General features: G+C 66.7%; 28 protein-coding genes. 10 read left to right on the forward strand and 18 right to left on the reverse strand.

The genetic code is table 11. From position 1 onward, the window contains the following. Positions 1-42: 42 nt before the first annotated feature. Positions 43-1,242 (reverse strand): MFS transporter, encoded by a 1,200-nt coding sequence (locus ACPEH1_RS10800; protein ID WP_153164951.1) that lies wholly within the window; start codon positions 1,240-1,242, stop codon positions 43-45. Continuing rightward, complete coding sequence (locus tag ACPEH1_RS10805; RefSeq protein ID WP_153164952.1) at positions 1,239-2,432, reverse strand: serine hydrolase domain-containing protein; 1,194 nt, start codon at positions 2,430-2,432, stop codon at positions 1,239-1,241. The genes ACPEH1_RS10800 and ACPEH1_RS10805 overlap by 4 nt, the downstream gene beginning before the upstream one ends. Positions 2,433-2,651: 219 nt before the next feature. Here ACPEH1_RS10805 and ACPEH1_RS10810 point away from each other — a divergent pair, with 219 nt between their 5' ends. Beyond that, positions 2,652-3,554, forward strand: coding sequence for a LysR family transcriptional regulator (locus ACPEH1_RS10810; protein WP_423715754.1), 903 nt, complete (start codon positions 2,652-2,654; stop codon positions 3,552-3,554). Between the two features lie 175 nt (positions 3,555-3,729). Further along, positions 3,730-5,340 carry an ATP-binding cassette domain-containing protein gene (locus tag ACPEH1_RS10815; RefSeq protein WP_423715755.1) on the forward strand — a complete coding sequence of 537 codons (1,611 nt, stop codon included), beginning with the start codon at positions 3,730-3,732 and terminating at the stop codon, positions 5,338-5,340. Positions 5,341-5,352: 12 nt separating this feature from the next. Here ACPEH1_RS10815 and ACPEH1_RS10820 read toward each other — a convergent pair whose 3' ends face one another. Continuing rightward, positions 5,353-6,684 carry a GTP-binding protein gene (locus ACPEH1_RS10820; RefSeq protein WP_423715756.1) on the reverse strand — a complete coding sequence of 444 codons (1,332 nt, stop codon included), beginning with the start codon at positions 6,682-6,684 and terminating at the stop codon, positions 5,353-5,355. A 67-nt stretch (positions 6,685-6,751) separates the two neighbouring features. On the opposite strand from ACPEH1_RS10820, the gene ACPEH1_RS10825 reads away from it, so the two are divergent. After that, a complete protein-coding gene (locus ACPEH1_RS10825) occupies positions 6,752-7,123 on the forward strand; it encodes a MerC family mercury resistance protein (RefSeq protein WP_017355668.1) in 372 nt (123 codons plus the stop codon). A gap of 48 nt (positions 7,124-7,171) precedes the next feature. On the opposite strand, the gene ACPEH1_RS10830 is transcribed toward ACPEH1_RS10825, so the two are convergent. Next, entirely contained in the window at positions 7,172-7,495 is a 324-nt protein-coding gene (locus ACPEH1_RS10830; RefSeq protein WP_423715757.1) for a hypothetical protein, read from the reverse strand. A 175-nt stretch (positions 7,496-7,670) separates the two neighbouring features. Here ACPEH1_RS10830 and ACPEH1_RS10835 point away from each other — a divergent pair, with 175 nt between their 5' ends. Then, positions 7,671-8,072 carry a hypothetical protein gene (locus tag ACPEH1_RS10835; protein WP_423715771.1) on the forward strand — a complete coding sequence of 134 codons (402 nt, stop codon included), beginning with the start codon at positions 7,671-7,673 and terminating at the stop codon, positions 8,070-8,072. Positions 8,073-8,268: 196 nt separating this feature from the next. Here ACPEH1_RS10835 and ACPEH1_RS10840 read toward each other — a convergent pair whose 3' ends face one another. After that, positions 8,269-8,838 carry an REP-associated tyrosine transposase gene (locus ACPEH1_RS10840; protein ID WP_136003489.1) on the reverse strand — a complete coding sequence of 190 codons (570 nt, stop codon included), beginning with the start codon at positions 8,836-8,838 and terminating at the stop codon, positions 8,269-8,271. A 127-nt stretch (positions 8,839-8,965) separates the two neighbouring features. Here ACPEH1_RS10840 and ACPEH1_RS10845 point away from each other — a divergent pair, with 127 nt between their 5' ends. Then, a complete protein-coding gene (locus ACPEH1_RS10845) occupies positions 8,966-9,418 on the forward strand; it encodes a hypothetical protein (RefSeq protein WP_312710708.1) in 453 nt (150 codons plus the stop codon). Here ACPEH1_RS10845 and ACPEH1_RS10850 read toward each other — a convergent pair. After that, positions 9,406-10,167: a hypothetical protein gene (locus tag ACPEH1_RS10850; protein ID WP_312710710.1), complete on the reverse strand. Its 762-nt coding sequence runs from the start codon at positions 10,165-10,167 to the stop codon at positions 9,406-9,408. The genes ACPEH1_RS10845 and ACPEH1_RS10850 overlap by 13 nt on opposite strands. Before the next feature lie 228 nt (positions 10,168-10,395). Here ACPEH1_RS10850 and ACPEH1_RS10855 point away from each other — a divergent pair, with 228 nt between their 5' ends. Then, positions 10,396-11,268, forward strand: a complete 873-nt coding sequence (locus ACPEH1_RS10855; RefSeq protein ID WP_423715772.1) for a class I SAM-dependent methyltransferase — start codon at positions 10,396-10,398, stop codon at positions 11,266-11,268. A gap of 12 nt (positions 11,269-11,280) precedes the next feature. On the opposite strand, the gene ACPEH1_RS10860 is transcribed toward ACPEH1_RS10855, so the two are convergent. Next, positions 11,281-11,859 carry a hypothetical protein gene (locus ACPEH1_RS10860; RefSeq protein WP_136003483.1) on the reverse strand — a complete coding sequence of 193 codons (579 nt, stop codon included), beginning with the start codon at positions 11,857-11,859 and terminating at the stop codon, positions 11,281-11,283. Between the two features lie 152 nt (positions 11,860-12,011). On the opposite strand from ACPEH1_RS10860, the gene ACPEH1_RS10865 reads away from it, so the two are divergent. From ACPEH1_RS10865 to ACPEH1_RS10880, 4 genes are all read left to right on the forward strand, one after another. Continuing rightward, positions 12,012-12,203: a hypothetical protein gene (locus ACPEH1_RS10865; RefSeq protein WP_262072057.1), complete on the forward strand. Its 192-nt coding sequence runs from the start codon at positions 12,012-12,014 to the stop codon at positions 12,201-12,203. A gap of 170 nt (positions 12,204-12,373) precedes the next feature. Continuing rightward, on the forward strand, positions 12,374-12,775 hold the full coding sequence (locus ACPEH1_RS10870) for a PAAR domain-containing protein (protein ID WP_229296518.1): 402 nt from the start codon (positions 12,374-12,376) through the stop codon (positions 12,773-12,775). Further along, positions 12,772-13,203, forward strand: coding sequence for a DUF4123 domain-containing protein (locus tag ACPEH1_RS10875; protein ID WP_136003478.1), 432 nt, complete (start codon positions 12,772-12,774; stop codon positions 13,201-13,203). The genes ACPEH1_RS10870 and ACPEH1_RS10875 overlap by 4 nt, the downstream gene beginning before the upstream one ends. A gap of 67 nt (positions 13,204-13,270) precedes the next feature. Next, the gene (locus ACPEH1_RS10880) at positions 13,271-13,744 is read left to right on the forward strand and encodes a hypothetical protein (RefSeq protein ID WP_153164960.1); all 474 of its coding nucleotides are present in this window, start codon (positions 13,271-13,273) and stop codon (positions 13,742-13,744) included. A 46-nt stretch (positions 13,745-13,790) separates the two neighbouring features. Here ACPEH1_RS10880 and ACPEH1_RS10885 read toward each other — a convergent pair whose 3' ends face one another. From ACPEH1_RS10885 to ACPEH1_RS10935, 11 genes are all read right to left on the reverse strand, one after another. Then, positions 13,791-14,933 carry a YncE family protein gene (locus ACPEH1_RS10885; RefSeq protein ID WP_136003474.1) on the reverse strand — a complete coding sequence of 381 codons (1,143 nt, stop codon included), beginning with the start codon at positions 14,931-14,933 and terminating at the stop codon, positions 13,791-13,793. Between the two features lie 269 nt (positions 14,934-15,202). Then, complete coding sequence (locus ACPEH1_RS10890) at positions 15,203-15,937, reverse strand: hypothetical protein (RefSeq protein ID WP_423715758.1); 735 nt, start codon at positions 15,935-15,937, stop codon at positions 15,203-15,205. A gap of 91 nt (positions 15,938-16,028) precedes the next feature. After that, positions 16,029-16,766 carry a hypothetical protein gene (locus ACPEH1_RS10895; RefSeq protein ID WP_423715759.1) on the reverse strand — a complete coding sequence of 246 codons (738 nt, stop codon included), beginning with the start codon at positions 16,764-16,766 and terminating at the stop codon, positions 16,029-16,031. A 91-nt stretch (positions 16,767-16,857) separates the two neighbouring features. Further along, positions 16,858-17,580: a hypothetical protein gene (locus ACPEH1_RS10900; protein WP_423715760.1), complete on the reverse strand. Its 723-nt coding sequence runs from the start codon at positions 17,578-17,580 to the stop codon at positions 16,858-16,860. 8 nt (positions 17,581-17,588) lie between these two features. Continuing rightward, on the reverse strand, positions 17,589-17,777 hold the full coding sequence (locus ACPEH1_RS10905) for a hypothetical protein (protein WP_423715761.1): 189 nt from the start codon (positions 17,775-17,777) through the stop codon (positions 17,589-17,591). Continuing rightward, positions 17,777-18,340, reverse strand: a complete 564-nt coding sequence (locus ACPEH1_RS10910; protein ID WP_423715762.1) for a hypothetical protein — start codon at positions 18,338-18,340, stop codon at positions 17,777-17,779. The genes ACPEH1_RS10905 and ACPEH1_RS10910 overlap by 1 nt, the downstream gene beginning before the upstream one ends. A 180-nt stretch (positions 18,341-18,520) precedes the next feature. Continuing rightward, entirely contained in the window at positions 18,521-19,210 is a 690-nt protein-coding gene (locus tag ACPEH1_RS10915; protein ID WP_423715763.1) for a hypothetical protein, read from the reverse strand. Positions 19,211-19,262: 52 nt separating this feature from the next. Further along, positions 19,263-19,997, reverse strand: a complete 735-nt coding sequence (locus ACPEH1_RS10920) for a hypothetical protein (protein WP_423715764.1) — start codon at positions 19,995-19,997, stop codon at positions 19,263-19,265. Further along, positions 19,994-20,698: a Tox-REase-5 domain-containing protein gene (locus tag ACPEH1_RS10925; RefSeq protein ID WP_423715765.1), complete on the reverse strand. Its 705-nt coding sequence runs from the start codon at positions 20,696-20,698 to the stop codon at positions 19,994-19,996. Before ACPEH1_RS10925 ends, ACPEH1_RS10920 begins: the two co-directional genes overlap by 4 nt. Continuing rightward, positions 20,698-21,063, reverse strand: a complete 366-nt coding sequence (locus tag ACPEH1_RS10930; RefSeq protein WP_423715766.1) for a hypothetical protein — start codon at positions 21,061-21,063, stop codon at positions 20,698-20,700. Before ACPEH1_RS10930 ends, ACPEH1_RS10925 begins: the two co-directional genes overlap by 1 nt. A gap of 204 nt (positions 21,064-21,267) precedes the next feature. Then, a complete protein-coding gene (locus tag ACPEH1_RS10935; protein ID WP_262072049.1) occupies positions 21,268-21,594 on the reverse strand; it encodes a hypothetical protein in 327 nt (108 codons plus the stop codon). Positions 21,595-21,720 lie beyond the last annotated feature (126 nt).

Consider the following 21,720-nt stretch of genomic DNA (forward strand, 5'->3'; position numbering starts at 1 on the left):
GCCGACCAGCATACCGGTGCGCGATCGCCCGCTCCGCAGGCGTCACGGCAGCACCGGCTGCCAGGCGCGTGGCTGTCGCAGCACCACCGCCAACGCCGCCACCAGCACCGCCAACAGCGCCACCGGCAGCCAGCGTTCGCCCACCGTCTCCAGCATCACGCCACCGGCCACCCCACCCAGCGCGATCGCCAGGTTCCAACCGGTCACCACGAACGACTGCGCGATGTCGGCCGCCTCACCGGCGCGCCGCGCCACTGCCGTCTGGAACTGCGTCGCCACGCCGCCGAAGGCCAGCCCCCACACCACCGTGGCGGCCACCAGCACCGCCGGCGAACCTGGCCAGCAGGCCAGCGCCAGGGCGGCCACGATGAAGCCCAGCGTGCTCGCCACCACCAGCAGGCCAAGGCCGCGATCCACCCACACGCCGGTGATCCAGATCCCCACCAGCGACGCCACGCCGAACACCAGCAGCAGCCGGTCCAGCCAACCGGCCGCGCCGGCCAACGCTGCGAACGGCTCGATGTAGGTGTACAGCACGTTGTGCGCCAGCACGAACAGGAACATCGCCAGCAGCGCCGTGCGCAGCCCCGGCAGCCTCAGCACCGTCAGCAGCGGCTGGCGGGCAGCCGCACCGGGCGCCGACAGCGCGGGCAGCGTCAGCCGTGCCCACACCAGCAGCGCCACGCTGATCAGCGACATCACCCCGAACGCCCAGCGCCAGCCGATGGTCTGCCCCAGCAACGTCCCGGCAGGAATGCCGAGCGACAGCGCCAGCGGCGTGCCCACCATCGCCACCGCGATCGCGCGGCCCTGCAGCGACGGCACCACCATGCGGCTCGCATAGCCGGCCACCAGCGACCACAACAGACCGGCACTGATCCCGGCCACGAAGCGCGCCACCAGCATGACCGTGTAGTCGTGGGTCAGCGCGGTAAGCGTGTTGACCACGGCGAAGCCGGCAATCGCAGCCAGCAGCAGCGGGCGACGCGGGAGGCGCCGGGTCAATGCGGTCATCGGCAGCGCCGCCAGCAGCGAGCCCAATGCGTACACGGTGACGAGCTGTCCGACCAGCGCCCGGCTCACGCCCAGGTCGACACTCATCGGCGACAGCAGACCGGCCGGCAGTGCCTCGGTCAGAATCGTCACAAAGCCCGCGCAGGCCAGGGCCAGCAGGCCCCCCAGCGGCAGCCGCGTGACTGCGGTCGCTGCCACGCCCTGACAGGCCTCGGCCGGCGCGCTCATGGCGCCACCGCCACGGCGCAGTCGGCATACACCGCGTCGCGCAGGCGATCCACGAAGGCGCCGTGCATGCCTTCGTACAGCGTATTGGTCAGTGCGACCACGCTCAGCCCGCAGGCCGGATCGACGAACCAGCTGTGCCCATACGCACCGCCCCAGCGCCAGCTGCCGTCGGCCTGCGGCGTGGCTGCCGCGATCCGGTCGCGCAGCACCGCAACGCCCAGCCCGAAGCCCCAGCCTGGCGGGTCCGGCGGGCCCTGCTCACCCACCTGTGCGCGCGTCATCTCCGCCACGTGCGTGGCCGCAAGCCAATCGCGGTGCGCTTCGCCGCGCAGCGCCTCCAGCAGCCGCATCACATCGTCGGCCGTGCCGACCATGCCGCCACCGGCCGAGGCAAATGCCAGCGGATCGCTGGCACGGGCGAGGCTGTAGGCGATGCCGACCGTGCCGTCGAACACCGGCACCACCTCGCCTTCGCGCAGGCGGCGCGGCCGTGGCTGATCGCTGACATAGGGCGTGGCCAGCCGCGTCGGCGTGTCCGTATGAAAGCCGGTGTCGTGCATGTCCAACGGCGCGGTGACCTGCACACGGACAATCTCGGCCAGCGGCAGGCCGGTCGCCGCCTCCAGCATCGCCCCGGCCACATCCACCCCGAGCGAGTAGTGCCAGCCGTGGCCCGGCGCGAACGCAAGGGGTACCTGCGCGATCCGGCGCACGTTCTCCTGCAGGCTATGGGCGCATGCATCCATGCCATCGCTTACCCCGGCCATCGCCAGCGGCCCGTCGGCATCGGTTTCCAGGAAACGGTATCCCAGACCCGCGCTGTGACTGAGCAGATGGCGCAACGTCAGCGCCGGTCGGGTGCCATCGGCCAGCGCCGGGCGGAAGTCGGGCAGCAGCGCATGGGCCGGCGTGTCCAGCGACAGCACGCCCCTCGCCACCAGGCGCAGGGCTGCGGCCGTCACGATCGGCTTGCTGACCGAGGCCAGGCGGAACTGCGTCCCGCGCGACATCGGCCGCTGCTGCTCACGATCCGCCCAGCCCGTGGCATCGGCGTGCAGCAGCTGGCCGTGCCGGCGTACCAGCACCACCGCACCCACCAGGCGCGCGTCGTGGTGCTGCTGGCGCAGCAGGGCATCCACGGCAGGCAGCCGGGGCGTAGCGGAAAGGGCGTCAGGGGAGGAGACGGTCATCGGGGCAGTGCCAGTGGAATCGGAGCGCCACGGTAGGCGCTGCCCGCAGCGGCAAAAAGCCCGGTAACGCTCCGCACATTCCGGACAGTTTGTTCCGCAATTGCATAACACCCAGTCCCCGCAAGGGTTTCCCGCCCCCCGGCCGGCGCGCCACTGCTGTCGGCCGCCCCCGCCCCCCCCGCACTCGCTACAGTGCGGCTTTCCGCCCGTGTCCCGCCCATGTCAGCCTTGGACAATCTGGGCAACCTGCAGACCTTCGTGCAGGTTGCCGACACCCGCAGCTTCGTCGAGACCGGCCGCCTGCAGGGCATCACCGCCTCGGCCGCCGGCAAGAGCGTGACCCGCCTGGAGCAGGCGCTGGGGGTGCGCCTGTTTCACCGCAGCACGCGCAGCATCACCCTGACCGCCGAAGGCGAGCGCTTCCTGGTGCGCTGCCGTCGCATCCTCGACGAGCGCGACGCCGCCCGCACCGAGCTGGCCGATCAGACCGCCGCGCCGGTCGGCGTGCTGCGGCTTGGCCTGCCGCTGGTGGGCGACCTGTCGCTGCCGATCCTCACCGAATTCATGGCCGCCTATCCCGGCATCCGGCTCGAGCTGGACTTCGATGACCGCCTGGTGGATGTCGTCGAAGAAGGGTTCGACGCCGTGCTGCGCGTCGGCGACCCCGGCGACTCGCGCCTCAGCGCGCGCCGACTGGGCGTGTTCCCGCGCTACCTGGTCGCCGCACCGGAGTATCTGGCGTGCCGTGGCACCCCGCGCACCGCGGCCGATCTGCGTCAGCACAACTGCCTGCACTACCGCTTCCCGAGCACCGGCAAACTGGAGCCGTGGCCCGTGCCAGTCGCCCCCGGCCAGCCCCCGCTGGACCTGCCGGTGTCGATGGTGAGCAACACCATCGAAGCACGCCTGGCATTCGCCCTGGCAGGGCGCGGCATCGCCTACCTTCCCGAGCACTCCGCGCGCGACGCACTCGCCGACGGCCGCCTGCAGCGGGTGCTGGCCGACCAGATCCATGCCTGCGGCACCTTCTACCTGCTCTGGCCATCGGGCCGGCACGTGCTACCCAAACTGCGCGTCTTCATCGATTTCGTCAGCGCCCGCCTCACCGGCGTGGACTGCTGAGCAGCGCGCGTTCATCGCTGGCCACCGGTGCCTCCGTATACTGGGTTCGCGACAGCCAGTCGCCTGAGTTGCCGAGGTATGCCCGCATGCGCCATTGATGCCGCCGTCGTCTGACGGCCTGTCTCCTCACCACCCTGCCCGGCAGGGAGGAGTTCACGGCATCTATGGAGGTCGCATGACCGCATTCGCCCTTACGCTCGACCGCGTGGCAGTTACGCTGCCCGACGGCCGTGCGCTGTTTTCCGATCTTTCCCTTTCCTTCGACACCACGCCGACCGGCCTGGTCGGGCGCAACGGTGTCGGTAAAAGTGTGCTCGCGCGTCTGCTCAGCGGCGAGCTGGCCCCCACCGCCGGACGCATCCAGCGCCACGGCCACGTACAGCGGCTGGCGCAGCTCAGCGGCGTTCCGTGTGGTCGCATCGTCGACCTTGCCGGTGTCGGGCCGGTGTTCGACGCACTGGCCCGCATCGAGGCGGGCAGTGTCGATCCCGAGGATTTCGCCTGCGTCGGCGACCGTTGGGACCTGCGCGACCGGTTGCAGGCGCAGTGGCATCGCCTCGGCCTGCCCGCGCTCGATCCGCTGCGCCCGGCCGCCACGCTGAGCGGCGGCCAGGTCATGCAGGTGGCACTGTCCGGTGCCTTCCTGTCCAACGCCGACGCGCTGGTGCTCGACGAGCCCAGCAACCACCTCGACGCCTGGCACCGCGATCGGCTGCTGGACGCAATGGCGGACTGGCGCGGCGGTCTCATCGTCATCAGCCACGACCGCACCGTGCTGCAACGCATGCAGCGCATCGTCGAACTCTCGCCTACCGGGCTGCGCAGCTACGGCGGCGATTACGCCCATTACACCGCGCGGAAGCACGACGAACGCAAGGCCGCCGAGGCGCTGCTCGAGCGGCGCAAGCGTGAGCGCCGCCAGCAGCACGAGGTCCTGCGCGAGCAGCGCGAGCGGCAGGCGCACCGGCAATCGCGCGCGCAGCGCGACGCACGCACCGCCAACCAGGCCCCCATCCTGCTTGGCGGCATGAAGAACCGCAGCGAACACAGTGCCGGCCGCCTGCAGATGCAGCAGGCGGAACGGCGCGCCGCACTGGACGCGCGCGTGGACGCGGCTGCCGTCGACGTCGAACGGGAGGCCGCCATCGCAATGCTGCCCCCGGTGCTCGACGATCCCGGCCCGCAACGCGTGGCCAACCTCGTTGCCGCCGGGCTGCCGTGGGTCGCGCCACCGTGGCACACCCTCGACCTCACAGTGCAACGCGGCCAGCGCATCGGCGTGAGCGGCCGCAACGGCAGTGGCAAATCCACGCTGCTGCGTCTGCTGGCCGGCACTGTCGCGCCCTGCAGCGGCCGCGTGGACGTCTCTGCGCGAACGGCCCTGCTCGATCAGTCGCTGTCCGCGCTGCCGGCGCATGACAGTGCCCTGTCATGGCTGCAGCGCGCGCACCCCGGCGAGGATCAGGGCAGCCTGCGCACGCGCCTGGCGCTGCTTGGGCTGGATGCCGGACGCAGCCTGCGGCCGCTGCATGCGCTCAGCGGCGGCGAACGGCTGAAGGCGGCGCTGGCCGCCCTGCTGTACGCCGAGCACCCGCCACAGCTGCTGCTGTTGGACGAGCCCGGCAACCATCTCGACCTGCCCTCACTGGCGGCGCTGGAGCACATGCTCAACCAGTATCCCGGCACGCTGATCGTGGTCTCGCACGATCCCGATCTGCTCGACGCGCTGCACCTGACCCATCGGCTCGACGCCGGCGACCACGGCTGGGTCTTGCATGCCCGCTGACCGCTACCGTGGCTACTGGCGCGCCCAGGCAGGGAACGCGTCGGGCAGCACCTGCCACAGCAGCGGCCCGGCACGCATCTCGTCATCGTTGAGCAGGCACGCATCCAGTTCGGCGCGCACCGCGGCCGCATCCATCGCCACCCCGATCACCGCCAGCTCCTGGCGGCGGTCGCCCCACCACGGGTGCCACAGCCTGCGCATCGCCTGGTACTCGCCCGGGTCACCCACCTCGTCCACTGCGGGCATCGGCGCTGTCCAGCATGCCATCTGCTGGCGCGCCCACCCCACGTCGGTGTAGGGCACCGGCGTGGGCGGCAACACCGGCGCCGTGCCCTCCAGCCCGTCCGCCACGCGCTCCCGCGCGGCGTACCAGAAGCCAGCGGCCTGGGTCTGCATGGCCGGACCGACGCCGGAGAGCTCACCCACCCAGTCCATCCGGTTGGCCAGCCAGAAGAAACCCTTGCTGCGGATGACGCTGCCCAGCCCATGCTCCAGCACCCGCGCGAAACGCTGCGGGTGGAACGGTCGCCGCGCGCGGTACACGAAGCTGGTGATGTCGTACTCCTCGGTCTCCGGTGTATGCCCGCCGCGCAGCGCCTGCATCCAGCCCGGTGCCAGCTGCGCACGCACGAAGTCGAAGCGTCGCGTGTCCAGCAGTTCATGCAGCGGCACGTCCCCCCGCGACGCGAGCAGCAACCGCGCGTCGCGGTTCATCGCGCGCAGCACCGCCAATGTCGATTGCAGCGTGTCGTCATCGGTGAGGTCGCATTTGCTCACCACGATCACATTGGCGAACTCCACCTGCTCGGCCAGCAGCGTAACCACCCCACGTGCATCGTCCTCCCCGACCTGCTGGCCGCGGTCGGCCAGGCGGTCGGTCGAGCCGAAGTCGCGCAGGAACTGCTGCCCGTCCACCACCGTCACCAGCGTGTCCAGCCGGGCGATGTCGTTGAGGCAGAACCCGTCTGCATCGCGCACCTGGAAGGTGGCGGCCACCGGCATCGGTTCGGCGATGCCGGTCGACTCGATCAGCAGGTAGTCATAGCACCCCGCAGCCGCCAGCCGCTTCACTTCCTGCAGCAGGTCATCGCGCAACGTGCAGCAGATGCAGCCATTGCTGAACTCCACCAGCGTCTCTTCGGTGCGGCTCAGCGCCGCGCCGCCATCGCGCACCAGCTGCGCATCGATGTTGATCTCGCTCATGTCGTTGACGATCACCGCCACGCGCCGTCCCTCGCGGTTGCGCAGGATCTGATTGAGCAGCGTGGTCTTGCCGGCGCCAAGGAAGCCGGACAGCACCGTCACCGGCAGGCGTGAATCGGGGGAAGGACGGGAGGCAGTCATGGCAGGGCAGGCAGCAAGGAGAACCGAAATGTTACTATATAACATTCGAAAACCAAGGCCCCCCGCCATGAAGCGATCCTCCGCCCTGCTCGATGCCGGTGCCCTCGCCCTCTCCGGCCTGTGTCTCCTGCACTGCCTGGCCCTGCCGTTGCTGGCCGCCACCCTTCCGTTGATGGGGGTATGGGCCGAGGCCGAGTGGGTGCACGCGCTGTTCGTGGCCATCGCCGTCCCGCTGACCGGTGTGGCCCTGTGGCGCGCGCACCGTCAGCGGCCCCTGCCTGCGGCAGCGCTGATCAGCGCCGCCGCCGGCCTGCTGTTGCTGCTCGCCGGCGCACTCGGCTGGCCCACGCACGACAGCGAAACGCCCCTGACCGTCGCCGGCAGCCTCCTGCTGGCCAGTACCCATGTCTGGAACGCGTGGCGGCGGCACCGACACTGACCTCCGGCACGCCGCCTGTGGCAGCGCGGTCTACCGCACGCGCATGGCTCAGCGCATCACCATCATGCCGGCGATGAACACCACCAGCGGCGCGGCACTCACCACCGCGCCCACGATGCCCAGCCACGGCCACCGCTCCTGGCGCACGCGCGCGCCCACCGTGGCCATCAGGCCGATCACCGCCGCGGCCAGCACACCGATGGCCGCCCCCGTGGTGCCTTCCGCCGTGGCGGCGGCACTGCCCAGGTGTGCCGCCACGTAACCGGCTGCACCGCCAAGCGGCAATCCAAGGAAACTGGCCAACCCCAACCACGGCGCGCGTGCGGTCCGCGCTGGACGCGGCGCGGTAGTCAACGATGGTTCGGAGCTCACTCGCGTTCTCCCAGGGCGAGCCTCCACGCTTCACCACCTGTCGGCGTCGCAGCCACCCTTGCCGCCCGCACGGCGCACGGCCTGCACGGCGTCTTTGCACGCTCGTCCTAGAATGCTGCAAGGCCTACAGGGAACCGCCATGCGTCACTCTCTCCGCCCGTCCATCTACAGCGTGATGCTCCGCGCCGCGCTGCCGCTCACGGCGTGCCGAAACGGCACCAACAGCGCCAACGTGTTTTCCGCCGATCCCATGCTCGGCTGCTACGCCACCCACCCGCGCAAGCCGGCGGAGTTCCGCATCGAGCAGCAGCAGGGCCGCTACTACGTATCCTTCCAGCGCGACGATCAATGGCAGCGTGAGCCGACGCCTCTGCAGGAATCCACACGCGCCGATATCGCGCGGTTCTTCAAGGACGACGCCGACCAGATCGGCAAGGCACTGGTCAGCCCCCGCGGCGGCTTTGGCCTGTTCAAGTTCAATGCCGGCGCCACCCTCAAAGGCAAGGCATCGGACAGCGACTACATGGGCCTGCTGCTGATCGGCGCCGGCCCCATTTATCCGGTCGCATGCCCCTGAGCGTCCCCTGCCGCCCCGGGTAGCGGCCCAGCGCCAGCGGTTCCGCCCCCCGGTTGTGCGGAACCCTGGCGCTCCCCACCTGGCGTCATGGCTTCGCCGGGTGCCCGCCCATGTGGCGTGTCGTCGACTCCCCAGCCGTCACGCCCCTGCATCGCCGCCACCTGCACGGCCCCCACCGGCATTCCCTGCCCATACTTCAGCATCCCCTTGCATCCTCCTGATCCATCCCACTGGCCGCGTCTTCGTCCAGGGCGCTGCCCGTTCCCGGTTCCCGGCACTCCCCAAACCCCGCCACCGGCCGCCCGACGCCCCGATGGATTGAACTGAGCGGCCACTGCCGGGCATCGCGGACATGCCCGTGCTTGACCGGGTTCTCATGCACGTACGCCACATGACGCGCCAGATCCGCATCGTCCAGGATGCGATGCTCGCGGAACCCGCTGTGCCAGAGCGGACGCACCTGCCGGTCACGGCGCAGGACGGCGCGAGGCGGGTTGCCCGGCAGGTGCCGGTCGAACACGGCCTGGATCTGGCTCCAGCGTTGATGCCCTTCGGTGTCCCCTTCCGGCAGCGTCCAAACGCCGTGCAGGTGATCGGGCAGCACGACGATGGCGTTGATGCGGAACGGGCGCACCACCCGCGCAATCCGGAACGCCAGCCGCAGGTAGGTGGCGTGCTCCACCAGCAGTTGGCTGTGACCATCACGCAGGTGCGCACTGAAGAAGTACGTGGCACCGGGCGACCAAGGGCGGGTAGGCGGGGACATGCGGCCAGTGTGCGAATCCCACCACGCCGGTGCGATCAGGGGATGCCGCAGCTCGCACCGGGAATGCGCCGCACCAACGCGTCAGGGACTTGCCTACACTTGACCTCTGCCGCCCTTCGGTCACGCCATGCGCCGCCCCCCACTTCTGCTGGTCTCCCTGATCCTGCTGCTCGGTGCCTGCCGTGATGGCCACAGCACCGGCCAGGGCCGGCTGATCGGCTGCTATGCCGACACCTCCCGTGCCAAGGAATCAGTGAAGGTCGTGCGCGAGAACGGGGCCTATGTCATGTCGTTGCGCGAGGGCCAGCCCTGGCGGCGCGTCGATACCCCGCTGGGCACCGCCCTCGACGCCCAGATCGCCACCCGGTTCAGCCCGGAAGATGCGGCCGGCATCGATGACATTCTGCTGACGCCCGATGGCCTCAACGGAGTTGCGCTGCTCAAGCCGGATGCCACATTCCAGGGCCAGGCCAGCGCAGGAAACCCGGTCGTGATCGAACGCGGCCGTCCGCGGCTGATGGTAAAGAAACGGTGCCAGTGGCTGTTCGCGCGCGGGCACTATCTCCGTCACGGCGGTTGATGGCCGGCGGCGCATTCCGCCTGCGCGGCAAGCAGCAGGCGTGAGGTCATGTGCCGGTAGGAGGTGCTCTCCAGCCGCTCGGCGGCGGCCGAGGCCGGCGGCAGCACCCGGGCGATGGCCTCGGTCAGCGGCACCGACCAGTTCAGGCGTGGCGTGTCCGAAGGCCCCCCCATCTGCCACGGCAACATGCGCACCTTCTGCGACGTGGACTGCACCACCGACGCCGTCCCGTCGTCGTAGCGGATCGTCATGCGCAGTGAGGGGGCATCATCGGTCCAGCCATAGGCATCGCTGTAGTAGGCAAGCAACTGCGCGCGCAACGCATCACCGCCCAGCGCCGCGCCCATGCGTTTGCGGAGGTCCGCCGCGCTGCAGCCCGGAGAGGCCATGTCCCGCGGCACCACGTCCTCGATCAGGGCGTCCGGACGCAGCCGTCGCGCGGCCATGTCCACCGCACGTTGCCGGGACCACACCGGTGCCGCCGCCGCACGCAGCACTTCGGCCACACGCTGCGGCGGTACCGTGCCGGTGGTGACCGTCGCGGGGCCGCCGCGCCACGTCACTTCGGAGGTGCGTTCAAAGACACGATGCCCGGCGCCCTGCTGCAGGCGATGCACCTCCTCGACGTCCTCGAAGGGGCCTTGTACGAACGTGATCTCGATGCTCGCCACCTCGTGCAGGCGTACTGGCGGCCCCACATCGTCCGGCTGCCCACAGCCGGTCAGGCTCAGCAGCACGGCCAGCATCACGCCGGCTCCCACCCCCTCGCCCGCCCGGGAATGCCAAGGAAATCGGGACTGCTCGATGGCTGCGTTCATGGTCCGCCCGGAGGTTAGCGCTCGTGCCATGCCTGGGCGTTCCACCCACATGGTGCGCTCCGATTGTAGACCGGCCATCCTGCGGCAGCGCATCCCGGTCACACGGCCCGGCCGCGTTCTCGGGTACGATGCCCACCCCTTGACTGCCCTGTCGCCCGGCTGCCCCGCAGCACCGGCGCCCCCGATCCCGTGCCCCATTACACCGGCCCCCTGCTGACCCGCCCGCTCGCCGATGCCCTGCTCCGCGCCCGCGATGCCGGCACAGGCGAATGGAGCGGCTCGCTGGATCTCGGCCGCAGCACCGGCACCGCCATTCTCGGGGCCGACCGCTGGCGCTGGCACGGCCAGTCCTACGCCTACCCCGGCAAGACCAAGGACCGCACGCTCTACTACTGGGATGGCGAGGACTTCGCGCCGATCTCGCGCTTCGGCTCAGCGCTCATCAAACTGGTGCCCACCGACTGGGACGCGCCCACCTTCGAGATCGACGGCATCAAGATGCTGCCCAGCGCGCAGGTGTCGCCGTTCGAGGATGCCCGGCGCAAGGTCGCGCTGATCGCCCCGGCGGGCAAAACGGTGCTGGACACCTGCGGCGGGCTCGGCTACTTCGCTGCCTGCTGCCTGGAAGGCGGTGTCACCCGCCTTCTCTCGTTCGAGAAGAATGCCGATGTGCTGTGGCTTCGCACGCTGAACCCGTGGTCGCCGGATCCGGAGGCCGCCAGCAGCGGCGGTCGCCTGTCGCTGACCCATGCCGATGTATCGCAGGCCATCGAAACGCTGGAAACCGCCTCCGTCGACGCCATCCTGCACGACCCGCCGCGCTTCGGCATCGCCGGTGAACTGTACTCCCAGGTGTTCTACGACCAGCTCGCCCGGGTGATCCGCAAGGGCGGCCGCATGTTCCACTACACCGGCGCACCCAACAGACTCACCAGCGGCCGCGATGTGCCGCGCGAAGTGGCCAAGCGCCTGGAGAAGGCCGGCTTCAAGGCCGAGCTTGCGCTGGATGGCGTATTGGCCATCAAGCGCTGAACGCGGGCGCATTTACCGCCTGAAGCTGAAACTCCCGAGACCGCGCGACCAGCGCGCCTGGCCCGCCACGCTTGCCGCGCTGGAGCAGAACTGCCCCCGCCATTCGCCGCGGCCAACGCGGCGCTCCAACCGGTGCGTGGTGGCGTGGCTGCGATGCGCACCATGTTCACGGAACAGCAGCTGGAACTGGCGCCGCTCGAAAACCCCGCCCAACAGCCCGCCGCTGATCTCCGCACGCTGCCGATGGCTGCCGGTGTAGTTGCGCACGCTGCCATCGGCATGCACGTCGCGCACGCGCTCGGCGATTCCCTCCACCCGCCCACGGCGCTGGGACAGCATCACCAGATACGTCACATCCATACCAGGCGTCTCGCTCGCGAGCGAGCTCTGCTGACGGGTGGTCATGGTCCATACGCCGGAGATATCCGGCACGCGCGTGGCAGCCAAGACCCCCAGGCCCACCATGCCACCGGCCGCAACGCAGCCCAGCATCGGCCCCGCCCACGACGACCACCACATCGATGCATCCACACCTGTACTCCCAACCGGTTCTCGGTGGCGATTGTTGGAAATGCCGTACGCGATGACCATTGGATCGGTTGCAACTGCCTGGCCCCACGACGCCGGCACGCTACTGCACCCATCGCAACGGTGCGCAGCGCGCATGCGGAACTGAGACGCCATTCCGTGCGGACACGCGCCCCGCGCTGGCAGGCTGGCGCTCCGTCCTTCAGGAGCCTCCGATGCCCTCGCCCGATCACGATTGGCTGCTCGCTTTCGACGAGGAGCTGTGGCGCGTCTACGCGCTGGATCACCACATCGCCGGGCTCGACACGGTGCTGCTCGCCCGCTACGCCCATCTGAGCGGTGCGCAGGCGGCGCGTCAGTTTGCGGCTGACCACGCGGTCGTACCCGTCGTTGCCTGCGCGAAGTGACGCATGCAGCCTCATCCACAGACATCGACGCTGCCCACACATGTCGCGTTCAACCCGTTTCCGCACGCACTGCGTGACGCACTGTGCAGGACCGTTGCAGAACGGCACGTCGCCAGCGGCCAGCGTGCTAGAAGACTCCCCCGCGTCCAACCCAGGGTATGCATATGCGAATGCTCATCGTCGTGGGCGACCGCACCAGTAGCGGCGGCCGTGTCATCACCGGTTCGCCCTTCACCGACATCGAGGGCAAGCCCCTCGCCCGCATCAACGACTACGCCACCTGCCCCGCGCATGGCGGTGCCTTTCCGATCGTTTCCGGGGACACCACCCTCATCATCGATGGCCAGCCGGTGGCACGCGAGGGTGATCGTCTGGCCTGTGGCTGCAGCCTGACCGCCGGGCAGCAGCACCTGGTCCATGTCGACGATGGCCCTGCCGCGACCACTGCCGTGGCGAAGGCACCGGCGGCATTTAACGCACCCGCGCGCCCGCAGCAGACCACCCCCATCTGCGAGCGCTGCCTGCGGAGTGCCGGCGAGCGGGGCACGGCCTTTCTGTCGCGTGCCGCATGATCGCCTACGTGATCCTCGACGCCGCCGTGCGCCCCGACACGCCCGAGGCGTTGTTGCGCCTTGCCCCCCCGGCCAGCTACCGCTCACTGTTCCTGGGCACTCCCGATGCGACGGCCTCCACCTCCGGGCCGTGGCTGCTCGCACCCGCCGATGCGCCGCAGCTCGCACAGTGGTTGGCCGAGGTAGAGCGCCAGCACCCCAACGGCATCACCCTGTTGACCAGCATGCGCCCCTTCGAGACCGTGTTCGCGCACCTGCAGAGGCTGCTCACGCTGCGCCTCCCCGGCGGCGGTGCGGGCCTGCTGCGCTACTACGACCCGCGCGTGATGGAGCAGCTGCACCGGGTGCTCACCGCCGAGCAACGGCATGCCCTGTTTGCGCCGTTCACCGGCTGGCGCACCTGCCGCGGGCAATACCTGCCGGAGTGAGGGAGCGCGCACGTGCACACCGGGTGCGGCAGAATGGACCCACCATCTGCGCGCCAAGGAAGGAAACGTGCTGCCTGTAACGTCCTGGCACCTTGCATGGCTTGTCGTGTTGCCGGCGATGGCAGCGGCCACTCCGGCGCGCGTGCCGCTGGCCTGCGCCGGCGACTTCGCCCGCGCCTGGGCCGACACCGCCGCGCAACTCACCGATGGTGAACAAGCCACCACACTCGTGGATGCGCTGTTGTGCCGCCCCGACAGCGAAGGCGCGCAGGACTATCTGAGAGCGCATGGAGCGGGTGCCGCACCCGCGGGGCCAGATGCCCCCGCACGCCCTGCCAACGCGGTGCCCCTGCCCACCCTGCAGGCCACGCACGCGGAGGCGATTGCCGCCCATCTCCGCCCTGCGGAGGCGCCGGTGGCACCGGAAACCCGCGATATCCACCTGGCCGTGCGCGCGGCGGGCTGCGCGGACAGCTACCAGCTGGTCTACACCGGCCACAACGACTGGCGGCTGGCAGGCTACGTGAGCGCCTGCCATTGATGCAGGGGCGCGCAGTGACCCACTGCGCGCCCGATACCCGAAGGCGTCAGAGCGCGATGCGCGCCACGCTCTCCCGGCTGCCCTCGGCATCCTTGTCGCCGTTCTTTATGGTTACGTACAGCACGTTCTTCTTGGCATCCAGCGCCAGGCTGTTCGGATGCGTCGGCACCGAGTACGTCTTCAGCAGCTTGTAGTTATCGCTGTTGTAGGCCGTCACCGTGCCCGCTTCGCGGTTGGTCACGTACAGGCGCTTGCGCTTGGCATCCAGCAGAATACCGAGCGGACCGGCGTCGGTGGGGATGCTGGCCAGCTCCTTGCCGGTGGCGCGGTCCAGCACCAGCACACGGTTGCCCGGGTGCTTGGACGCAAAGCCCGAGCTGCTGGCCTGGTACTTGCGGATCATCGCCGAGCCCTGGTCGGTAACGAACAGGCGCTTGCCGGCGGGATCCAGCGCGATGTTCATCGGCTGCTCGGCACTGATCGGGAAGCGCTGCTCCACCATGCCGCTGTCGGTGCCCACCACCACCAGCTCGGCCAGCAGGTTGGAGGTGTACACGCGCTTGCCCTTGGCATCCAGCGCCAGGCCCGGTGCCTTGGCATTACCCAGGCCCGGAATGGTGTCGATCACCTTCAGCGACTGCGTATCCACCACGAACAGCACGCTGCCCTCGCCCGAGTGGCCGGTCACGTACAGGCGGTTGGCCGGGCCATCCACCACCAGCTCGCGCAGGTCGTGGGTGTAGGCGGCCTTGCCATCCTTGCCCACCTTCTTCTCCATCAACTGCACAATGCCCAGCACCCTGTGCGTAGCCGTATCGAGCACCGTGACCGAGGTATCCACGGTGTTGCCGAGGTACAAGCGGTTGTTGGCGTCGTCCAGCACCATGCCGAACGGCTTGCGCTCCAGCGGGATCTGGGCCTCGAGATCGAGGTTGGTGGGGTCCAGCAGCAGCAGCTGCGGCTGGCCGGCGCTATCGCCAAAGCCACCGGACGAGGCGACATACACGACATCCACCTTGGGGCTGTAGGCCAGTTCGTACAGGCCCTTGGCAAGGACGCTGCGCTGAATGGCGGCCTCGGTGCTGGCCGGCGTGGCGGCTTCGCCCACGGCGAAGGCAGAGGGAGCGCCCAGCGAAAGGGTGACGGCGAGGGCCAGGGTGGCCGAACGGAGAAGGGAACGAGGGTTCATGCAGGCGTCCTTGATGACAGTCAGGAAGAGAAGTCCTTGGCTCGCATGACCGCGTGACGCGGCCAATCCCACACTGTGAAGAGGTGGGGAGGCTGGCTGGCCCGAGGATGTTAACAGGAAGCCGAGCCCCGCCGCAGACCCATGCCCCATCACCGCTCCACCCCACTCATTCCGCCCCGACCATCGGCACCAACATGCTGCGGATTCGGTGCCATGTAGTTGCTCAGGGTAGAGACTCATGTTTGGTGTCGCGCATATGAGCGCAATGTTCATAACAGCCGTGAATCAGTAACAGGCAACAGCCCAAGTTCGGCCAGACGTATCTCCACGCGATTGGCCTGCTCTACGGCGCTTGCGTCGAACAAGTCGAGGTTCTCTGTTGCCATGATCAGCGTGCCCTCACCAGCATGTTCCATGCGGGCGGCCTCTGGAATCTGGTCGGCGGTGAGCCGCCGACCCACATAGCCCATCCAGCCCAGGAACTCTCTGTGCGGGAAGGCGCCGCAGTGGAGGCTGTAGAGCTTTCTCTCCTTGCCCCAGCCCTGCTGGACATTGGTGTTCACAAAGTTGACCCTCGAATCGTGCGCTAGTGCACGTAGTGAGGCCCATACCAGTTCAGTCGGCGAGGGAAAGACCTGTTCAATACGATTGATCTCAAGCTGTACTTCTCCGGGCCCCGGATTGATGGAAAGTGAAATGCTGCCACGCGCCAACCACTCTGCCTCGCTCGTGACGTTCGTGAGCAGGACACCGCCGCTCAAGGAAATAGGTGCGCTCGGGTACTCGAGCTGGAACGCGTCCTTGCCTGCCTGTATCCAGGCTGTCATCCGCGCCCGATCATCAAACGCAATGCGCGTGTCGGTAGGCTTGGCAAGCATTGACCACCAGTGCTGGAAGCCAACATGAGCTGCCGCCAGGCGGGCGATCAGACCCGCCGAGTAATCGTACGTCTCAGACGCGGTCAGAACGCACGGCACTATCTGACAGGAGATGGAGATGTTCATGTGGCGTACCTCATTGGGATGTAGATCGTCTGGATAGATGCGTCAGCGGATTCGGCGCTTCAAACGCCCGCGTGCCAGCGAGAGCACCGCATCACCCTCCAAGACCAGCTCCTCTCACCGCCAAGAGGCCCAGCTCGGCCATTGCGATTTCGACGCGGTTGACCTGCTCAACTGAGCGCGCGTCGAAAAGGTCTATCGACTCCGTGGCCAGAATCAGTGTCCCTGGACCATGACGCTCTATACGCGCCGCATCGGGAATCGGCTGGGCGCTGACGGGCTGGTTTACGTACCCCATCCAGCCGATGAAATCGCGATGCTGAAACACCGCCAGCTGGCTGCTGTAGTGTCGCCTCTCTCCTCCCTTTGCCTGCTGGACATGGGTTTGCGCAAAGGTCGCCTGCGGTCTGGACGTGAGCACCTTGAGCAGCCCCCACATTACGTCGCATGGGGAGTCGTAGATCTGCTCTAATCGATTGATCTCCAGCCTCAACTCGCCCATTCCCGGCCTGATCGAGAGCGCAACACTTCCTCGCTCACGCCAGCTCGCTTCGTCCGGCGCGTTCGTCAACAGAATGCTATGGTTCGCGAGAGAACTCGTGCCTGGATACTGCTTGTCAAAGTAGGCACATCTGGCTTCGATGCGCGTGATGATCTGCTCTCGGTCGGACATAGGAATGTCCGCCTCATCAGCGGAGGATGGCATCAGCCACCATTGTTCGAAGTGTGGATGGACCGTGGCCAGCGTGCTTACCCGTCGGATCGCCTCCTCGTAGATCATGGCTGGTGTCAGTTTTGCTGATACCTCCTTGCAGACAAGCGTGACTTTCACCGTAGAACGCCTTTTGCGGTGGTGGTGGCAAACCGATATTCTGAGGATGCCCACCGAGGGCAATGGAACTCTATGTACGACATGCAGTGGGCTACCTGAGACTCGGATCAAGAACAGGAAGAAGGCCAAGCTCGGCAAGGCCGATCTCAGTTCTATTCGTTTGCTCGATAGCTGCGTGATCGGCAAGATCCAGCACTTCCGTTGCAAGAATCAGCGTGCCGCGGCCCTGTGCTTCCATGCGCGCCGCTTGTGGTAATTGATCGGCGGACAGCGGCTTGTCCACGTAGCCCATCCACCCCAGGAATTCTCGGTGCTGGTAGACGGACCGATCGTAGCTGTACAGAACGATCTCCTCCGCAACCCTTTGTACGATGTTCGTGTTTGCAAAGGTCACACGAGTATCGGACGAGAGCGCCTTCAGCAGCGACCAGACGACATCCCGGGGTGTGGCATACAACTCGCTTACTCGCGATATCTCAAGGCAGATGCGACCCGATGCGGGCTTTACCGAAAGAAACACCTTTCCTCGCTCTCGCCACTGCTTGTCGCTTTCTGAGTTCGTAAGCAGAACACCGATGCTGCCGTCGGACTCCGCATTGGGAAAGGCCTTGAAGAGCTTCCTATCAGACCGTTGAGTTGACGCTGAGGTGGCATCGGCGTCGTCAAGAGAGATGTAAGGGTCCTTTGGTCCGTCGGGCACAACCCACCACTTGCTGAAGTCGGTGTGCACGTTGGACAACCGTCCAACCAACTCAGTTGCTTGACGATGGACTTCCAGTGAGTCAGAGCGCGTCGAGGGCAGGTAACAGTTCATGACAATCTTCACAGGTTGATACCCAGAGCAAAGGGAGCAGTTCGATTCGAGGCATCGTCCAGACAGGCCGCATCGCGGGTTCGGGTGACCGGCGAATCCTTAAGGACCACCCTGTTACGCATCGCTGCTGCCACGACTGCAGCGGCTTTGACCAGCAACTGGATCAACCTCAACACGGCAGGTGTAATGGTCGCCATTACTTACCCGCCAAGTGCGCATCGGTCACTGGGAGAAGGCCAAGCTCTGCAAGTCGAATCTCAACCCGGTTCATTTGCTCCACCGAGCGGGCATTGAACAGATCTGCGTCTTCTGTCGCCATGATCATCGTTCCCCGCCCATGCCGTTCCACGCGTGCCGCGTCAGGAACCTGAGATTCATCGACAGGTTGGTCCACATAGCCCATCCATCCCAGGAACTCTCGATGCGGGAAGACGCTGCAGTGGAGGCTGTAGAGCCGTCGCTCTCTGCCCACGGTCTGCGTGATGTTGGTTTGGGCCATCGTGATCTGCGCATCTGCCGTTAACGCTTTAAGCAATGACCAGACCAACTCCGCAGGCCTCTCCTGAGCGACATGAAGCCTGCCGATATCAAGTCGGATCTCGCCCGGACCCGGATTGATGGCGATGGCAACACTTCCTTTCGCTGCGCATTCTTCCTCGCCCTCAGCGTTTGCAAGCAGTATCCCGTTACTCGCGGACAACGAGACCCCTGGATACTTCGCGCGGAAGTCATTCTCCTGCTTTGCGATCAGCTCGATCATGCCTTCGCGATCCTCAAACGCTATTGGTGAGCCTCCTGCCTGGCTCGGTACAGACCACCATTTCCCGAATTCGGCACTAGCAGAAGAAAGACGGCTTAGGACATCTCCGGCATGTTCGTATAGGTGCTTGGCCTCAAGGACCTGCGGCCTCATCTTGCATCGAATGGTTGCTTTCATGACCTACTTCAACGATCCACGCGCAGCAGGCAGAAGACTCAACTCAGCAAGTCCAATCTCAGTTCTGTTTGCCTGCTCAACCGCCGCGCGATCACCCAGGCCCAGGGCTTTGGTTGCAAGAATGAGCGTGCCGCGACCGTGTCGCTCTAGGCGAGCCGCCTGAGGCAGCTGGTCGGCCGCGAGTGGCGCGTCTACATACCCCATCCACCCCAGATACTCCCGGTGACGGAACACACGTCGGTCGCCGCTGTACGTCATGATGCTACCGGCCACCTTCTGCAGAACATTTGTCTGCGCGAAGGTCACACGCGAGTTGGACGTCAGGCCTTGGAGGAGGCTCCAGACCAGCGTCGTCGGCGTTGGATAGAGCTCCTGGAGGCGACCGAGTCTGAGCCTCAGGATGCCGCTGCCGGGGTGAATCGCAAGGGAGACCTTTCCACGCTTCGCCCACTCTGCGTCTGTGGCAGCATTGGTCAGGTGGATAGCGGTGTTCGCCTTCTGAATGTGAGCGACCACCTTCTCCCGTTGGGCCAATAGGATGGCGTTATCTCGTGGACCTCGCGGAACCGTCCACCATGCCTCAAAGTCCGGATGTGTTCTGGCGATGCGCGCCACCCACGTGGATGCGTCCTCCCACATTTGCGCGGCGGTCAGGTCGTTGGGTGGGGAGTGGCAGACCAACGTGATGTTCACGGGTGCAGAAGCGATGGGACAGCATCGCGGCCAGCAATGAGCCCTACCGATCTCATGACAGCCGCGGATCCGTCACAGGAAGGAGCCCAAGTTCGGCAAGCCGTATCTCGACACGGTTTACCTGCTCCACGGCCGCAGAACTGGACAGGTCCAGCAAGTCAGTGGCGAGGATGAGGGTGCCCTCGCCAAGCCGCTCCACCCGCGAGGCTTCTGGCAACTGCGCTGGCAGTAGCGCTTGATCCACGTACCCCATCCAGCCAAGGAACTCTCGATGCGGATAGACACCACGATGCATGCTGTAGACCAGCGACCTCCCATCAACACGCTCGTGAACATCCGTTTTCGCATACGTTACCCGCGAATCTGATGAAAGCGCCTTCAACAGTGACCAGACCACTTCACCCACCGGAGCGAGTACTCGCTCCGCTCCGTAGACAGAGAACGTCACCTCGCCCATTGCCGGCTGAACAGACAGGGTAATCCTCCCCCGCTCCCGCCACTGCAGCGTGCTGCTGGCATTGGTGAGCATCAGGCCTGTGCTTCCTCTATCTGCAAGCATCGGAAATTCTGCGCGATGCTTCGCACTCATCGCCTTGATGAAGGAGAGGATTGCGTGCGAGTCATGGAAATCGACGAAGGGAACGTTAGGTGCGTCTGGAAGCTTCCACCAGCTCCTTAGATCCGGATGCACCAAAGAGAGTCGCGAGATGCAACTTGCCGCCTGTTCGTACACCTGGATTGGCGTGAGGCTCATACTCGGCGTCTTGCAGATCAGGGTGATGTTCATCGCGGAATTCTTATGCCGAATGGCGTGAGCTTTGCTGAGTGCGCGGGAATCCTGGCTAGGATCAATGCGGCTTCGTAGACCTTCGAGTCCATGAAGTGCCATTCAAGTGAGCCTTTCGACCCTGCGCTCGCCACTACGCTCTCTTGGGAGAGGAACTTTTCTCTCCAGCCACGGAACTCGTGCTCCATAAATGGGTACTTGGGCAGGCCGTCATCGCCGAGAAAATGTCCGTAGTTCGCCTTGCTCTCCACAACTGTGCACTTGCTACGCCAGAAGCCATCAAACGCAATCCCACCGAACATCCACTCCAACGTCGTGTACTTCCCACCTGTGCCAAAGAAGTCCTTAAGCATCGACAGCTCGATGTTGACGATGCTGTTCGAGTTGTCTCCAGCCCTCACGTAGCCAAACCGCTCCGGCCCCGCGTGCAGATTCGCGACGTAGAGCTGGTAGTCGTAGTTGATGCGGTTGCTCTTGGCGATGTACCGCGGGGTGGGCGGCGGCCCGATCCGTCCGTTGATCAGCAGGCACTGGTCGCAGTCGGCGTCATCGGACACCTCCGAGCAATCCGCCTCGCGCGCGCGGGTGCCGGGCCGATCCTTCACGGTCTCCTTGATGCCCATCGCTGCCGCCGCTGCGGCAGCCGCTTTGCCGAGCAGCTCAAGCACCTTTCCCACGGCGGGTGCCGGCGTGGCAGCCATTACGCACCGCTCCGGGGCGTGGGCCAGCGGTGGGAGGCGGCCAGAGCCGCCAGCAGATCGGCGGCAGCCAGGTTGGGGTCGTCTGCCTGGCGAATGGCCAGGTCCACCGTCATTTCGCGATGTAGCGCGCCTCCGCTGCCGACGTCGGTCTTCGTCCACCGCACCAGCACCGGCAGGCGGGTGATGCCCAGCTCGTAGGCGGCGTAGGTGTAGCAGCGCTCGGTTTCGGCTGCCAAGGTGCGGTTGTCCAGGCCGATCACGCGCTCTGGCATGTCGCGGCGGATTTCATCGGCCAATCGGGGCAGGAACGTTGCGGGGTATGGCAGGCGCAACAGCGCTTCCTGTCGTGCATCCAGCGTCAGCATGTGGTCTCCTCCGTGAGGCTGACAGGCTAGCAGTGGCTCTGAGCCCGCCTATTGATGTGGCTCACAGAGAAGGCTTGCGTGGGATCACGGTTCGGGTACGGTGCACAGATTCCTAGGTGCCGCTTTGCGGTACACGGGGTGAGCCCGCGGAATGCGCGGGCTCAGCGCCGCCCGCTGATCAGGTGGATTGAACGCGCGGCCCCATCAGCGTGTGCCAAACGGACACGCGCTCCAGCCGTGCTGCCGGCGTGCCAACGCCTCGAGGTCCTGCTCGCCACTGTCCTCGTGCGGCGGCGGCTCGGGTGTGCCGGCTGTGTACTGATCGATAGCTGCTGCCTTGGCTGCGCGCTCGACCGGTTCAGCAGCTCCGGTTGCGCCGGCGGCGCTCTGGCCCGCCTGCCGCGCCACATACTCGCGCATCAGGCGTTGAAGCACCTGGGCGGCGGGGCGACGTTCGCACGCCGCTGCCTGCTGGAAGCGGGCACGCAGGCCGGCGTCCATCTCCAGTTGCATGAAGACACTCTCGTTCATGGGTTCCTCCCACTGCTGGGTAGTGAAGTTGAAGGCACGCGCGCGCCGCACCCGAGGCGCAGTGACGTATAGGTTTGTGCCGGTGCCAGCGCTGCGCGGCCGGGGCTGTGTTACTCCGTGCTGCCC

It is taken from the genome of Stenotrophomonas sp. NPDC077421 (assembly GCF_049545505.1).
In the GTDB taxonomy this organism is placed as follows: Bacteria; Pseudomonadota; Gammaproteobacteria; order Xanthomonadales; family Xanthomonadaceae; genus Stenotrophomonas; species Stenotrophomonas nematodicola.